Source organism: Streptomyces sp. NPDC003035 (genome assembly GCF_042888285.1).
GTDB lineage: Bacteria > Actinomycetota > Actinomycetes > Streptomycetales > Streptomycetaceae > Streptomyces.
Genome location: NZ_JBIAPJ010000007.1, coordinates 372,887 through 387,149 on the forward strand (window position 1 = coordinate 372,887; position 14,263 = coordinate 387,149).

The 14,263-nt window shown below is 73.0% G+C and carries 15 protein-coding genes; 10 read left to right on the forward strand and 5 right to left on the reverse strand.

Features of this window, described 5'->3' with window-relative positions:
* Nucleotides 1–78 precede the first annotated feature (78 nt).
* The 3 genes from hmgA (at nucleotide 79) to ACFYV5_RS24245 (ending at nucleotide 3,591) form a co-directional block, all read left to right on the forward strand.
* Nucleotides 79–1,428: a homogentisate 1,2-dioxygenase gene (gene hmgA, locus ACFYV5_RS24235; protein WP_389171736.1), complete on the forward strand. Its 1,350-nt coding sequence runs from the start codon at nucleotides 79–81 to the stop codon at nucleotides 1,426–1,428.
* Between the two features lie 85 nt (nucleotides 1,429–1,513).
* Nucleotides 1,514–2,263, forward strand: a complete 750-nt coding sequence (locus tag ACFYV5_RS24240; RefSeq protein ID WP_355116263.1) for a GntR family transcriptional regulator — start codon at nucleotides 1,514–1,516, stop codon at nucleotides 2,261–2,263.
* A gap of 86 nt (nucleotides 2,264–2,349) precedes the next feature.
* Nucleotides 2,350–3,591, forward strand: coding sequence for a type ISP restriction/modification enzyme (locus ACFYV5_RS24245; protein WP_389171977.1), 1,242 nt, complete (start codon nucleotides 2,350–2,352; stop codon nucleotides 3,589–3,591).
* Here the strand turns inward: ACFYV5_RS24245 and ACFYV5_RS24250 are convergent.
* Nucleotides 3,588–4,304, reverse strand: coding sequence for a TetR/AcrR family transcriptional regulator (locus ACFYV5_RS24250; RefSeq protein ID WP_389171741.1), 717 nt, complete (start codon nucleotides 4,302–4,304; stop codon nucleotides 3,588–3,590). The genes ACFYV5_RS24245 and ACFYV5_RS24250 overlap by 4 nt on opposite strands.
* A gap of 62 nt (nucleotides 4,305–4,366) precedes the next feature.
* Between ACFYV5_RS24250 and ACFYV5_RS24255 the strand changes: the two genes are divergently transcribed.
* From ACFYV5_RS24255 to ACFYV5_RS24265, 3 genes are read left to right on the forward strand one after another with little or no spacing between them, the layout of a single operon-like run.
* Entirely contained in the window at nucleotides 4,367–5,305 is a 939-nt protein-coding gene (locus tag ACFYV5_RS24255; protein WP_389171744.1) for an ATP-binding cassette domain-containing protein, read from the forward strand.
* Complete coding sequence (locus ACFYV5_RS24260) at nucleotides 5,302–6,078, forward strand: ABC transporter permease (RefSeq protein ID WP_389171747.1); 777 nt, start codon at nucleotides 5,302–5,304, stop codon at nucleotides 6,076–6,078. The genes ACFYV5_RS24255 and ACFYV5_RS24260 overlap by 4 nt, the downstream gene beginning before the upstream one ends.
* Before the next feature lie 49 nt (nucleotides 6,079–6,127).
* Entirely contained in the window at nucleotides 6,128–7,324 is a 1,197-nt protein-coding gene (locus ACFYV5_RS24265; protein ID WP_389171750.1) for a CaiB/BaiF CoA transferase family protein, read from the forward strand.
* A 58-nt stretch (nucleotides 7,325–7,382) separates the two neighbouring features.
* Here the strand turns inward: ACFYV5_RS24265 and ACFYV5_RS24270 are convergent, their stop codons facing one another.
* Complete coding sequence (locus ACFYV5_RS24270; RefSeq protein ID WP_355115642.1) at nucleotides 7,383–7,646, reverse strand: hypothetical protein; 264 nt, start codon at nucleotides 7,644–7,646, stop codon at nucleotides 7,383–7,385.
* 334 nt (nucleotides 7,647–7,980) lie between these two features.
* On the opposite strand from ACFYV5_RS24270, the gene ACFYV5_RS24275 reads away from it, so the two are divergent.
* Complete coding sequence (locus ACFYV5_RS24275) at nucleotides 7,981–9,579, forward strand: serine/threonine-protein kinase (protein ID WP_355115640.1); 1,599 nt, start codon at nucleotides 7,981–7,983, stop codon at nucleotides 9,577–9,579.
* Here the strand turns inward: ACFYV5_RS24275 and ACFYV5_RS24280 are convergent.
* Nucleotides 9,563–10,369: an SGNH/GDSL hydrolase family protein gene (locus ACFYV5_RS24280; protein ID WP_389171755.1), complete on the reverse strand. Its 807-nt coding sequence runs from the start codon at nucleotides 10,367–10,369 to the stop codon at nucleotides 9,563–9,565. The two genes, ACFYV5_RS24275 and ACFYV5_RS24280, sit on opposite strands and share 17 nt — an antisense overlap.
* A 228-nt stretch (nucleotides 10,370–10,597) precedes the next feature.
* Between ACFYV5_RS24280 and ACFYV5_RS24285 the strand changes: the two genes are divergently transcribed.
* A complete protein-coding gene (locus ACFYV5_RS24285) occupies nucleotides 10,598–11,716 on the forward strand; it encodes a DUF5925 domain-containing protein (RefSeq protein WP_355115638.1) in 1,119 nt (372 codons plus the stop codon).
* A 265-nt stretch (nucleotides 11,717–11,981) separates the two neighbouring features.
* Here the strand turns inward: ACFYV5_RS24285 and ACFYV5_RS24290 are convergent, their stop codons facing one another.
* Nucleotides 11,982–12,356: a GntR family transcriptional regulator gene (locus ACFYV5_RS24290; RefSeq protein ID WP_355115636.1), complete on the reverse strand. Its 375-nt coding sequence runs from the start codon at nucleotides 12,354–12,356 to the stop codon at nucleotides 11,982–11,984.
* 73 nt (nucleotides 12,357–12,429) lie between these two features.
* On the opposite strand from ACFYV5_RS24290, the gene ACFYV5_RS24295 reads away from it, so the two are divergent.
* Nucleotides 12,430–13,350: a GNAT family N-acetyltransferase gene (locus ACFYV5_RS24295; RefSeq protein ID WP_389171760.1), complete on the forward strand. Its 921-nt coding sequence runs from the start codon at nucleotides 12,430–12,432 to the stop codon at nucleotides 13,348–13,350.
* Complete coding sequence (locus ACFYV5_RS24300) at nucleotides 13,331–13,816, forward strand: DUF402 domain-containing protein (RefSeq protein WP_355115632.1); 486 nt, start codon at nucleotides 13,331–13,333, stop codon at nucleotides 13,814–13,816. The genes ACFYV5_RS24295 and ACFYV5_RS24300 overlap by 20 nt, the downstream gene beginning before the upstream one ends.
* Here ACFYV5_RS24300 and ACFYV5_RS24305 read toward each other — a convergent pair.
* Nucleotides 13,803–14,231, reverse strand: a complete 429-nt coding sequence (locus ACFYV5_RS24305; RefSeq protein WP_355115631.1) for a DUF6299 family protein — start codon at nucleotides 14,229–14,231, stop codon at nucleotides 13,803–13,805. The two genes, ACFYV5_RS24300 and ACFYV5_RS24305, sit on opposite strands and share 14 nt — an antisense overlap.
* Between the last annotated feature and the right edge of the window lie 32 nt (nucleotides 14,232–14,263).

The following is a 14,263-nucleotide window of genomic DNA, read 5'->3' on the forward strand; positions in this document are numbered from 1 at the left end:
ACCCCGTTGACGTGAGCGGTCGCGGAATCCTACGGTCATCCATAGGATTCCCTTGCGGGCTCAGGACAGGAGCGGGCGATGACCACGGAACAGGCGACGGGCCAGCCGTCGGACCACACGACGGCGCAGGCGAGAAAGACCGCCGAGGCGCTGACGTACACCACCGGCTTCGGCAACGAGCACAGCTCGGAGGCCGTGCCCGGCGCCCTGCCGCACGGCCGCAACTCGCCGCAGCGCGCTCCCCTGGGCCTCTATGCCGAGCAGCTCAGCGGCAGCGCCTTCACCGAGCCGCGCGCGCACAACCGCCGCTCGTGGCTCTACCGGATCCGGCCCTCGGCCGCCCACCCGCCGTTCACCCGGATCGACAACGGCGCCGTGCGGTCCGCGCCCTTCACGGAGACCGTCCCCGACCCCAACCGGCTGCGCTGGAACCCGCTGCCGGACCCGGCCCCGGGTACGGACTGGCTCGCCGGCCTGTGGACGCTCGGCGGCAACGGCGACACCACCCAGCGCACCGGCATGGCCGTGCACCTGTACCACGCGAACGCGTCCATGGACCGGGTCTTCAGCGACGCCGACGGCGAGCTGCTGATCGTTCCCGAGCGCGGCGGACTCCTGCTCCGTACCGAGCTGGGCCTGCTCGCCGCCCGCCCCGGCGAGGTCGCCCTGATCCCGCGCGGCGTCCGCTTCCGCGTCGAGCTCCTGGACGAGAGCGCCCGCGGATACGTCTGCGAGAACTACGGGGCCCCGTTCCAGCTCCCCGACCTCGGCCCGATCGGCGCCAACGGTCTGGCCAACGCCCGTGACTTCCGCGCCCCCGTCGCCGCCTACGAGGACGTCGAGGGTCCGGTCGAGGTCGTCAACAAGTACTGCGGAAACCTCTGGTCGGCCACGTACGGCCACTCCCCGCTCGATGTCGTCGCCTGGCACGGCAACCACACCCCGTACGTCTACGACCTGCACCGCTTCAACGTCATCGGGACGATCTCCTACGACCACCCGGACCCGTCGATCTTCACGGTCCTCACCTCGCCGTCCGACACCCCGGGCCTCGCGGGCGTCGACTTCGTGGTCTTCGCGCCGCGCTGGCTGGTCGGCGAGGACACCTTCCGCCCGCCGTACTTCCACCGCAACGTGATGAGCGAGTACATGGGCCTGATCGAGGGCGCGTACGACGCGAAGGCCGAAGGCTTCGTGCCCGGCGGCGGCTCGCTGCACAACATGATGTCCGCGCACGGCCCGGACCGGGAGACCTTCGACCGGGCCAGCGCCGCCGAGCTGAAGCCGCAGAAGATCGACGACGGTCTGGCCTTCATGTTCGAGACCCGCTGGCCGGTCACCGCCACCGGTCAGGCCGCCGGCGCCGACCATCTGCAGAAGGGTTACGACGACGTATGGCAGGGTCTGGAGCGCCACTTCCGGCCGTAGGGTCTCGAAGCCGTCGAGTCCCGGGCCTCGTGGCCGCCCGGGACTCGTAGCCGTCGAGCCTCGTCGTCGTCGTACGGAGAACGCCGTGACCGCCTTCGCCCCCGACTCGCTGGTCCTGAACCGCAAGCTGCCGCTCTGGTATCAGGTCTCGCAGTCGCTGCGCGCCTCCATACTGGGCCGCACGCCCGACGCCTCGCTGCGACTGCCCACCGAGGAGCAGCTCGCCGCGCACTACGGCGTGAGCGTGCTGACCATGCGCCAGGCCCTCAAGGAGCTGGAGGAGGAGGGCCTGATCAGCAGACACCGGCGGCGCGGCACGTTCATCGAGCCGGGCGCCCGGCGCTCCACCCCGCGCCGGCTGCTCGGCTCGATCGACGCGATCGTGGCCCAGCAGTCCGGCGAGCGGACCACCGTCCTCGGCCACGGCACCGAGCCGGTGCCGGGCGAGCTGGCCGAGTACTTCCCGGATGTGACGGAGGTGGTCGCGTACCGGCGGCTGCGGCGCGACGGGGAGAGCGGCGAGCCGACCAACTGGGCGCAGAACGCGGTACGGCCGGAGATCGCGGCCGGCCTCGACCCGGCCGATCTGGAGCGCTGGCCGATGACGAAGGTGCTGCGGGATGTGATGGGGGTCCGCATCAGCCGGATCACGGACACCGTCGAGGCCCGCCTCGCCGATCCGGAGACGGCGGCGCTCCTGGAGGTGCCGCTGCTCTCGCCGATCCTCCACTACACCGGCGTGACCTACGACGAGGACGGCCGGGTGGTGGACGTGGCCCGGATCCGCTACCGGGGCGACCGGTTCTCCTTCACCGTGACGGTGGAGGCGCAGTAACCGGTGGAGGCGCACGGATCGGTGGAGGCGTACGGATCGGTGGAGGGTCGCTGAACGGTGGAGCCGCACGGAGCCCGCTCGCTAGCATCCGGGGCGTGACCGACGACGTACCGCTGGACGACGCGCCCCTCCTGGACGAGCTGATGCCGTGGTCCGTCGCGCCCCTGCGGCTCGGCCGGTCCTGGATCGTCGCGCCCGACGTCCGTACGCTGCGCGCCCGCTGGAGCCGGCTGGTCGCGGCGGAAGGGGCCGAGCGCGAGGAGCTGTTCCGGCCCAGCCGGGCGCGCACACCGTCGAGTTCCGTGGCCGCGCTGCCCGGACAGCGGACCGGGACGGTCCGGTTCGCCCGTGAGTCCGGGCCGTGCCCGGAGCCGGTACGGCTCGCCCACGGCCCGTTCGACGTGCAGTGGCTGCTCCCCGACCACCGGCTCATCGACACCGCCCGGCCCGAGCTGTGGCGCGTCGCCGACGAGCGGCAGCTCTTCGTCGTGGAGCAGGGACACGTGCCGGGGGCGGCCGGTCCCCCGCTCCTGGTGACCGCCGCGCTGCCCGCCGGCCGCTCCCCCGCGGGCCGCCCGGGACGGATCCGTCCGCTGTTCCGCCGCCCCGGGGGCGAGGAGCCGAACGTGACACCCGGACTGCTGCCGGTACTGAGCGAGCGGTACGGACGTCAGGTCACCGCACCCGAGGTCCTGGCCTGGGCCGTGGCGGCCGCCCGGCCCTCCCCCGCCGGCTGTCGCATCCCGCTCACGGCGGACGCGGACGTCTGGGTCACGGGCGTGGAGCTCGGCCGGCGGCTCATGGAGATCCAGCTGCGGGGCGCCCACGGCGGCGAGCGGCCCCGCCTGCCCGGCGGCCGGCGCCCCTATGTGCGCGCGCCGCTCCCGGCCCGCCCGACGACGCTCTCGTACGAGCCCGCGGAGGAGACCCTGAGCCTCTCCGAGGATGAGGGCGCCCCGGGTGAGTCCATGGGGAGGATCTCTCCCGTGCCCGTCGAGGCGTGGGACTTCCACGTCGGGGGCGTACGGATGCTCGAGCAGTGGTTCGCGCACCGGACCGCGCCCGCCGCGCCGGGCAGCCTCGACGCGATCGGACCGGCGGCCTGGCCGCAGGAGTGGACCTCGGAACTCCTGGAGCTGATCACGGTTCTCGCGCTGCTCGCCGAACGGGACCGGGAGCGCGCGGCACTCATGGCGGGCGGCCCGCTCCTGCCCCGGGCCGCGCTGCGGGAGGCGGGGGTGCTGCCGCCACCGGACGCGGCCCGCCGCCCCGCCTCCGTACTGGACCATCAAGAGGAGGGCCCGGAGGGGCAGTTCGCGCTGCTCTAGCCGGGCGCGAAGGAGTCGAGCACCCGACCCAGTGTCCGCTCGAAGATCTCTTCGGGATCGAGGCGCCCCACACCGGCCTCCCCCAAGACCCCGGCGAGCCGGGGGTAGGCGCCGTGCGCCAGCTGCCCCCTCAGGTAGGCCGCGCGGACGGCCTGTTCCTGCTCCTCGGACCAGGGCAGTCCGCGGGCGCGCTCGGCCATGGCGAGTTCGTTGGCGACGATCGTCATCACGGTGCCGTTGACCGTCGCGATCAGCTCCATCTTGGTGCCGCCGGGTAGGTCGAGCCCCTCCAGGCAGGCCAGACACCCTTCGAGGAAGCGCAGGGCGTTGGGCCCGAAGGCGTACCCGGTCGTCATCAGTCTGATCACCCAGGGGTGGCGGCGCAGGATCCCCCGGGCCTCGCGGGCGACCTGGAACATGTCCGCGCGCCAGTCCCCGCTCGGAGGATCGGGGAGGTCGTACTCACCGCTGACGGCGTCGACCATCAGCTCGTACAGGTCCTCCTTGCGGGGGACGTAGTTGTAGAGCGACATCGTGCCGCAGCCGATCTCGGCCGCGATCCGGCGCATCGAGAGCGCGTCGATCCCGTCGGCGTCGGCCAGGCGCACCGCGGCGGCCACGATGTCGGCCCTGCTGTACGCCGGTTTCGGGCCGCGGCCCGTGCGCTCGGGGCGCGCCCAGATCACTTCCGGTTCGGCCGCTCGGCCTGCCATGGATCATCACCTCGCCCTCATCCTAGTTACGTACAGCGTACGTAGTGGAGTATGGTCGAGCCATGACGACTACGTACGCTGTACTTAGTGAGGGTCTGCAGAAGCGGTACGGTGAGGTCCACGCCCTGCGCGGGCTGGATCTGGCCGTCCCTGAGGGCACGGTCTGCGGCATCCTCGGCCCCAACGGCGCGGGCAAGACGACCGCCGTCCGGGTCCTCACCACGCTGGCCGCGCCGGACGCCGGCAGCGCCCGGGTCGCGGGCCACGACGTGGTGCGCGACCCGGCGGGGGTGCGCAAGCGGATCGCGGTCACCGGGCAGTACGCCTCGGTCGACGGGGATCTCACCGGCGCCGAGAACCTCCGGCTGTTCGCGAAGCTGCTGCGCGCCCCGCGCTCCCGCGCCGACGAGCTTCTGGAGCGGTTCGGGCTCGCAGAGGCGGCCGGGCGGCCCGCCCGGACCTACTCGGGCGGCATGCGGCGTCGGCTCGATCTCGCGGCGAGCCTGCTCGTACCGCCGCGGGTCCTCTTCCTCGACGAGCCGACGACGGGGCTCGACCCGCACAGCCGGAACGGGATCTGGGACGCCGTACGCGGGTTGGCGTCCCAGGGCACGACCGTGCTGCTGACCACGCAGTATCTGGAGGAGGCCGACCAGCTCGCCGACGACATCGTGCTGATCGACGAGGGCCGGGCCGCGCACCGTGGCACCCCGTCGGAGCTCAAGGCGATGATCGGCAGCTGGGCGGAGGTGGTGGTCGGCGACGCGGCGCTGCTGGACGCCGCGGCGGCCGTACTGGACCAGCTGACCGGTTCCGCCCCGGCTCTGGACGCCGAGCGGCGCACGGTCGGCGCGGTGACCACGGACACCACGCTCACGCTTCCCCGGATCGTCCGCGCGATCGACGCGGCCGGGGTCCACATCGTCGACGCGTCCCTGCGTCCGCCCACCCTCGACGAGGTCTTCCTGCGCCTCACCGACCGGAAGGAGCTCGCCGCATGAGCGCACTCGCCCACGACGGAACCGCGGTCCTCGGCCGTCATCTGCGGAAGATCCGGCGCGCCCCGGCGATCCTCGTCATGACGCAGACGATGCCGATCGTCTTCCTGCTCTTCTTCGGGTACGTCTTCGGCAGCGCGCTCGCGATGCCGAGCGCCGAGTACCGGGCGTATCTGGTGCCCGGTCTGCTGGTGGCGACGGCCGCGGGCGGGCTGATGACGGGGATGTTCCAGGCCGCCCAGGACTCGCACCGGGGCGTGATGGACCGCTTCCGGACCATGCCGATGAGCCGGGCCGCCGTTCCGCTGGGGCAGGCGCTCGCCGATCTGGTGACGAGCGCGGTCGGCATGGTCCCGATGATCCTGGTCGGGCTCGCCATGGGCTGGCGGATCGAGGGCACGGCTCTGGAGGCGCTGGGCGCCTTCGGCCTGCTGCTGCTCTTCCGCTTCGCCATGACCTGGGTGGGCATCCTGCTCGGTCTCGCCTCGCGGAGCGAGGAGGCGGCCGGCCAGCTGGGCAGCGCCACGTTCATGCTGCCGCTGCTCTCCAACGCGTACATCCCGACCGAGAACATGGCGCCCTGGCTGCGGACGGTCGCCGAGTGGAACCCGATCTCGGCGGTCACGACGGCGGTACGCGAGCTCTTCGGCGACGTGGCCGTACCGGCGGACGCGGCGTGGCCGGTGGCGCATCCGGAGGCGGGGGCGCTGCTGTGGTCGTTCGGGCTGATCGCGGTCTTCGCGCCGCTCGCGGTGCGGCGGTACGCGCGCGGGTGAGAAGGGCCGCAGTGACAAGGGGGGTGCCGGGCGGGTAGGCAGGGCAGTCATGAGCACTCAGCCACTCCCCCTGGAGGGGATCACGGTCGTGGCGGTCGAGCAGGCCGTCGCCGCCCCCTTCGCCACCCGTCAGCTCGCGGACCTGGGCGCCCGCGTCGTCAAGATCGAACGGCCGGACGGCGGGGACTTCGCCCGGGGCTACGACACGGCGGCCCGGGGTCTGGCCTCGCACTTCGTGTGGTGCAACCGCGGCAAGGAGTCGGTGGCGGTCGACCTCAAGGACGGGCGGGGGCTCGGCCTGGTCCGCCGGCTGGTGGCCGGTGCCGACGTCTTCGTACAGAACCTGGCGCAGGGCGCGGCGGCCCGGCTCGGCCTGGACGCGGCCACGCTCTGCGCCGCGCATCCACGGCTGGTCGCGGTGGACGTCTCGGGGTACGGGCCCGGCGGTCCGTACGCCCACAAGCGCGCCTACGACATGCTCGTGCAGTGCGAGGCAGGGCTCGTCTCGGTGACCGGGACCGAGGAACGGCCGGTCAAGTCGGGGATTCCGGCGGCCGACATCGCGGCGGGGATGTACGCGTACGCGGGCGTCCTCGCCGCGCTCGTGCGGCGCGGGACGACCGGGCGGGGCGGGCCGGTGGAGGTGTCCCTGCTCGACTCGCTGGCCGAGTGGATGGGGCATCCGCTGCACCACGGGATGCACGGGGGCACGGCACCGGCGCGCACGGGTCTGGCGCACGCCGTCATCGCCCCGTACGACGCCTATCCGACGGCCGACGGGAGCCTGGTACTGCTGTCGGTCCAGAACGACCGCGAGTGGCGGCGGCTCGCCGAACAGGTCCTGGGCCGGCCGGAGCTGGCGGACGACCCGGTCTTCGCCACGAACACGGCGCGGGTGGCCGGCCGGGCGAGGACGGACGCGGTGGTGGCCGAGGCGCTGGCTCCGCTGACGGCGGCGGAGGCGCTGGCGCGGCTGGACGCGGCAGGGGTCGCGTGTGCGCGGCTGAACACGGTCGCGGACCTGGCGGAGCACCCGCAGCTGGCGGCGCGGGACCGGTGGCGGGAGGTGGGGTCGCCGGTGGGGGCGCTGCGGGCGTTGCTGCCTCCCGTGACGTTCCCGGACGGGCCGGAGGCGGCCATGGGGCGCGTTCCCTCGCTGGGAGAGGACACGGATGCGGTGCTCGGGGAGCTGGGGGTCACATCGGCGGAGCTGGAAGCGCTACGGGCGGACGGTGTCGTGGCGTGACGGGTTCATGCCCGCCCTCCCCCGGACTTCGTCCGGGGGAACCCCCGAAAGGGGCAACCTAGCCGTGACTGCCGAAGAGGGAGCGGCGCAGACGGCGCAGAGGGGCGAAGAGCGAGACACGCGCACTCTTGCTGCGGCGGCTGTGCGCGACGTCCCGCGACGTCAGCTCCCGCATCAGAAGCGTCGCCTCGGCCGCCTCGCGCTGCGGCACGACAGGCCCGCCGAGCACCGCGAGATGGCGGTCGAGCCGCGAACTGGTCGCGGTGCTCCCGCACGTGATGGCAGGCACTCGCGGCCTGCTGCGCATTGCTATCTGTTCCATGTCACTCCCCACCCTGACGAGGGCACCCGACCCGGGCACGTTAACCCTATCGCCCCGCTGTGACACTCGTGTATCCCGGCGGCAGGATTCACCGCACTCGTACGGGGGTTGACGGTTACTGTCCGAATCCATCTGATTCCAGGGTGAGTTGGACAGCACTCGAACACCTGCCGAACCGTCACGAACCATCCTGCACGCAAGTCCGCCACCCGCGGTCATCTGACGGAGTGTGATCTCCACCACCAAGATCACCCCCGACGGGGGGACCCGGTGTTCGAAGTACCCGGAGCGGGGGCAGACATGCTCCACCGATGGACGACGAACAGGACACGCCATGACCGTGATCGCGGGGCGGTACCGACTCCTCGACGTCCTGGGGCAGGGCGGCATGGGCACGGTGTGGCGGGCCAGGGACGAGGTCCTGGCCCGCGAGGTCGCCGTGAAGGAGGTCCGCGCCCCGGCCGGGATCGCCGGCGCGGACGAGCGCCGGCTCTACGCCCGCCTGGAGCGTGAGGCATGGGCGGCCGCCCGGATCTCGCACCGCAACGTGGTGACGGTGTACGACGTGGCCACCGAGGACGGCCGGCCCTGGATCGTGATGGAGCTGATCCGCGGCCTCACCCTCTCCGAGGTCCTGGAGGCGGAGGGCCCGATGCCCCCGCGGCGCGCCGCGCTCGTCGGGGCCGAGGTGCTGGCCGCGCTGCGCGCCGCGCACGAGGCGGGGGTGCTGCACCGGGACGTGAAGCCGGGCAACGTGCTGCTCGCCAACGACGGGCGGGTCGTCCTGACCGACTTCGGCATCGCGGCGGTCGAGGGCACGTCCAACCTCACGATGACCGGCGAGCTGATCGGCTCGCCGGAATTCCTCGCACCCGAACGGGCGCTGGGCCGCACGCCGGGGCCGGCCTCGGACCTGTGGTCACTGGGCGTGCTCCTGTACGCGGCGGTGGAGGGCAACTCGCCCTTCCGGCAGGACACTCCGCTGAGCACCCTGCGCGCCGTGGTGGACGAGGAGCTTCCGCCGCCCCGCCGAGCGGGCCCGCTGACCCCCGTACTCGAAGGGCTGCTGCGCAAGGAGCCGCAGGATCGGCTCCGGGCGGATGAGGCGGAGCGCGAGTTGCGCCTGGTGGGTGCGGGCGGGGCTCCTCGCTCGGGACCGGTGCGGTCGGTGCCCGTGGGCCCGGAGCCGTACGGACGGGGCGATCGGGACGGGACCGGCGGGCCGACTCCGCCCCTGCCCCTGCCGTCCCCGCCGCTCCCTCCGGGCCCCGAGGACCGGGATCGGGACCGGGGCTCCCCGGACCGCCCGGGCCGCGCCGGGACCGCGCTCGCCGTCGGGATCGTTCTGCTGCTGCTGGCGCTGGCCGGACTGACGTACGCGCTGCTGCGGAACCAGGGCGTCGGTACGGGCACGGGCGGAGGACCGACGAGCAGCGCCCCGGCGACGAGCCCACCGGCGACGGGCACTCCGTCGACGAGCCCGGCCACCACGACCACCACGAGCAGCCCGTCGACGACGCGGACCACGCCGCCGCCGGCCCAACGGGTCCTGGTGCATGTGCGGGCTCTGCGCGGCGGTTACCGCGGGGCCTGTCCGCCACCGGAGTCCTCGGCTCCCGCGTTCGCCGCGGCGGTCACCGTGGGGCGTACGCCCGTCTCGGTGGAGTACCGCTGGGTGACGGAGAGCGGTGAGAGCTCGGCGGCGGACTGGCGGACGCTGGAGTTCGCGGCGGACGGCCCGCTGGAGAAGAGGGTGGAGCACACCGAACTGACGTACCGGGCGGACGACACGCGTCGCGACCGGATCCGGCTGGAGGTACGCGCCCCGGTCGAGGCGCGCTCGAACTGGGTGGGGTTCTCGGTGACCTGCGAGCAGGCGACCCCGTCGGACGGGGTCACCTCCCCGAGCGGGTCGACTACGCCACGGCCCTGAAGCTGGGCAGGTAGCCGCCGGACTGTCCGGCGGCGGTGGGGTGGTACGACTCGCCGATGTTGAGCCAGTTGACGCTGTGCAGCCAGGACGCCCCCGAGCAGATCTCGTGTCCGGTGAAGGCGGGGACGACGCTCGCGAAGGTGTAGCCGTGGTCGGCCGCGCGCTTGGCGGTGGCCGCGTTGAGGTGGTCGGCGCCGCCGTTGATGGCGCGACGCTCGTTCTCGCTCAGTCCGGCGACGCAGCTGCCGCTGAGCTGGTAGAAGCGGGGGTATCCGAGGACGACGACACGGGCGTTCGGAGCCTTGTTCCTGATGGCCGAGTACACCGCGTCGAGCTGTCCGGGCAGCGTGGTGTCGACATAGGCCTTGGCCTGATTCACGCGGTTGATGCAGGTGGCCTCCGACTGGAGGACGCAGGTGGTCATGACGTCGGCGAAGCCGGCGTCGTTGCCGCCGACCGTGAGGGAGACCAGGTCGGTGGCGGTGGAGAGGGGTCCGAGCTGACCGCTCGTGACATCACCCGTACGAGCGCCCGAGCATGCCGTGAAGGCGAAGGACGAGGGTGCGTTGGCGTTCTTCCAGAGGACGGGGAAGGCCTTGGTGGAGCGCTTGCAGTTGCCGCTGGCGCTGTCGTAACTCCCGGCACCGACACCGGAGGAGTACGAGTCGCCGAGCGCCACGTAGTCGAGCGCGGCGGTTTCGGCGGCCTGGGCGGCTCCCGCCCCGGTGAGGGCGAGGACGGCGCCGAGCAGGAGTGAGGATGAGAACGCTGCGAATCGGGACAGTTTCATGGAACCTCCCTGGAGCAGAACCTCTGCGTTACCAGGTAGTAGCAGCGCATCGGCCATGCTGGAAGTGTCCATGCCAAGAAAAGATGGCGAGAACTCGCCGACAGCCCGTCAACCACCTGCGATATCAGGCCACCTGACGGATCATGTGATCGGCAGGGACTTCGCCGGATGCGGCCTGCGGATCGTCCCGTTCAAAACACCGTGCACGGAATGCCCGATTGCCGGATCATGGTCGCCATGTCTGCCACGCCATCCGGGCCATCGGAACCACAGTCGGCGCTGCCGATCCGGCTCACCGTCGACGACAGCGACTCGCCCGCCGACGTCGTCGACGCGCTGTTCCTCGGCCGCTTCGCGACCGGCGAGCAGCCGCACTCCCACAGCACCACCCTGGACCGGGTGAAGCCCACGGCGACGCTCCTCCCGGCCGGCGCGACGGTGCTGCGCGCCGCCAAGGACGACGACCGCAGCGCCGTGCTCGCCGAGGGCGAGGGCTGGACTTTGTTGATCTCCCGCTGGAACCGGGGCGCGGACGTCACCGTCACGGCGACCGGGGCGGAGCTGGCGGAGCAGATCCTCAAGGAGGCGACGGACGGGGCGAAGGACGAGCCCGAGCCGCAGCCCGAGAACGTGACGATGGGCTTCTGGTACGTGTCGCCGCGGCGCGGCCCGCACCGTACGACCCGTCAGATCAGCGCGGGGACGTGGGAGGAGATCCGGTCGAACTACACGGCGCCGGTCGCCGACGCGATGGACCGGCTGATGAAGGTCACTCCGGACGACATCGCGGGGCGGCTGCTGCTGCTCCACGGCCCGCCGGGGACGGGCAAGACGTCCGCGCTGCGCACGCTCGCCCGGTCGTGGCGTGACTGGTGCCAGGTGGACTGCGTCCTGGACCCGGAGCGGCTCTTCAACGACGTCGGGTATCTGATGGACATCGCGATCGGCGAGGACGAGGGCACGGCGAAGGGGCGGTGGCGGCTGCTCCTCCTGGAGGACTGCGACGAGCTGATCCGTGGGGAGGCGAAGCACACGGCGGGCCAGGCGCTGTCCCGGCTCCTGAACCTGACGGACGGCCTGCTCGGCCAGGGCCGCAACGTCCTCGTCGGCGTCACGACCAACGAGGACCTGGAGCGGCTGCATCCGGCGGTGGTCCGCCCGGGCCGGTGCCTGGCGCGGATCGAAGTGGGCGGGCTGACGCGGAACGAGGCGGTGGGGTGGCTGGGCACGGAGGAGGGGGTGGGCCGTGACGGCGCGACGCTGGCGGAGCTGTACGCCCTCCGCCGCGGCACGCCGCCGCCCGGCCTCCCGGAGCCCAGGACCCCGGACGCGGGGCTGTACCTGTAGGCGCACCGGGGCCACGCCGACCTGACGGGCCGACAAGCCCGGCCCCGCGGTCGCGCCTTCTGGGCGGGGCCGACAGCCCGGCACCCGCGGCCATGCCCCCGGGTGGGAAGCCAATGGCCCGGCCCAGCACTCGCGGTCGCGCCTCCCGGACCGGGCCCCGCGGCCCGGCCCGGGGCCGCGGGCCGCGGGCCGGGGGCCGCGGGCCGGGGGCCAGGCGCCCGCCTTCAGGGCGAGGGCTCCGTCCCTGGGGCGGCCCGGCGGGCCCTCACCCTCCGTACGCGGCCCGCAGGGCGTCCGTCACCGCCGCTCCCGCCGCCTCGCGGCTCAGGCCCAGCCGTCTCGCCTCGTTCGCGTACGTCGCCGCCGCGCTCGCCGCCAGGCGGGTCGCCGCGTCGCCCGCCGCCGCGACGAACGTGCCGTGGCGGCCCCGCGTCTCGATCACGCCGTCCGCCTCCAGCGACTTGTACGCCTTGGCGACCGTGTTCGCCGCGAGGCCCAGTTCCTCCGCCAGGCCGCGTACCGTCGGCAGCTTGTAGCCGACCGGCAGGACGCCGGAGCGGGCGCGCTCCGAGATCTGGGCGCGCAGTTGTTCGTACGGGGCGGTCGACGAGTCCGTGTCCACGGTGATTCGCAATGTCACGGCCCGATTCTGCCCCCGCCCCCGGGAAAAAGGGGAGGCGGCCGCGCCACACCGGCACGTAGCGTGCGGCACCATGACTGTGATCGTCCGTGATGCACTGCCGGAGGACGCCGCGGAGTACGCCCGTGTCCGGCGCGCCGCTCTCCCGTTCATGCTGGCGAGCGCCGCCCAGGCGACCTTCGACTGGGCCCACTCCCATCCCGACGCGCACGCGCGTCCGCTGGTCGCCGAGATCGACGGGGAGATCGTCGGCACATCCCAGCTCCGTATCGCGCACGACGCGCCCGAGCCCGGTGTCGGCTCGGTCAACGTCTACGTCCATCCGGAGAAGCGGGGCCTCGGCGTCGGCACGCTGCTGGTGCGGGCCTCCGAGGAGCACCTCGCGCGGTGCGGGGCGACCACGCTCTACAGCTGGGTGCTCGACGAGCCGGAGTTCCGTGCGTTCGCCGAGCGCCACGGGTACACCGCCCGCCGTTCCGCGCACTTCCTCCGCCTCGACCTCGCCTCCGCCGGCCTGCCGCCGCTCCAGGAGCCGCCGGCCGGTGTCGAGCTGCGCACGGCCGCCGAGTTCGCCGCCGACCCCCGGCCGCTGTTCGTGCTGGACGCGCTGACCACGGCCGACGAGCCCGGCGACGTCGGTACCGAGCTGACGGACTACGAGCACTGGCTGGAGACCACCTGGAACCACCCGCTGTTCGACCGGGAGCTGACCGCCGTCGCGGTCGTCGACGGACGCCCCGTCGCCTTCAGCGCCGCCCAGACCGACGGGCGGGGCCGCTACAGCACCGGAATGACCGGCACCGACCCGGCCTTCCGCGGGCGCGGGCTGGCCAAGCTCGCGAAGAACCACTCCCTGCACCGGGCCCGCGCGGCCGGCTGCACGGAGGCGTTCACCGGGAACGACGCCGGCAACGAGCCGATGCTGGCGATCAACAAGTGGTTCGGCTACGAGATCTGCGCGACGGAGGTGCGTCATGTCCGCACGCTCGGTTGAGGTCGTGCTCGTGAAGGCGGGGCGCACGAAGATCCGCTACGCGGCCGAGGTCGTCGCCGACGACGGCACCCGGCTCTCGGTCCGCGCTCCGTGGGCGGCCGAGGGGGTGCGGGACTTCGGTTTCGTACGGTTCGAGCCCGGCGACGTCTTCGTGGAGCACTACTGGCGCGACCGCTGGTACGCGGTGAAGGAGGTCCGTTCCACCGACGGGACCCTCAAGGGCTGGTACTGCGATGTCACCCGGCCGGCCGTGATCGGCGGCGCTGAGGTCGTGGTCGAGGACCTGGATCTGGATCTGTGGGTGTCGGCGGACGGCAGCGAGGTGCTGCGGCTCGACGAGGACGAGTTCGAGGCGAGCGGCCTGGCCGCCTCCGATCCGGAGGCGGCGGCCTGCGCGGTCGCGGCCCTCGACGAGCTCGCGGCCTATGGCAGGGAGGGCCTGCTCACCCTGCTCAGCGAAGGGTGACGTCCGACTCCTCCGCGACGAGGAAGGCGGGCAGCGGCAGGCCCGTCGGGCCGCTGGTCGTGAGCTGCATCAGGGTGGCCTTCACCCGGGCGGCGCCCGCGCGGTAGACGGGCTCCTTCACGACGCCCGAGTTGGACCAGGTGCGCTCCCGGGCGTCGCAGACGGCCCGGGTGCCGCCGATCCCGGCGGAGTGCTCCTGCTGGACGAGCGTGCTGCTGACGAAGACGGGGCCGGCGCTGTCGTCCATACAGCGGTAGGTGCCGGAGACGGTGACCGTGCCGTCGGCGGCGACGGTTCCGTAGCTGTCGACGGAGACCTTGTCGCCGACGCCCGCGTGGGCGACGGGCGCGGCGGTCGCGGTAGCGGTGGCGGCGGCCAGGAGGGAGCCGGCGGCGAGAGCGAGACGGAGTCGCATCAGGGATGTCCCTTCGGGGGTGTGGGGGGTGG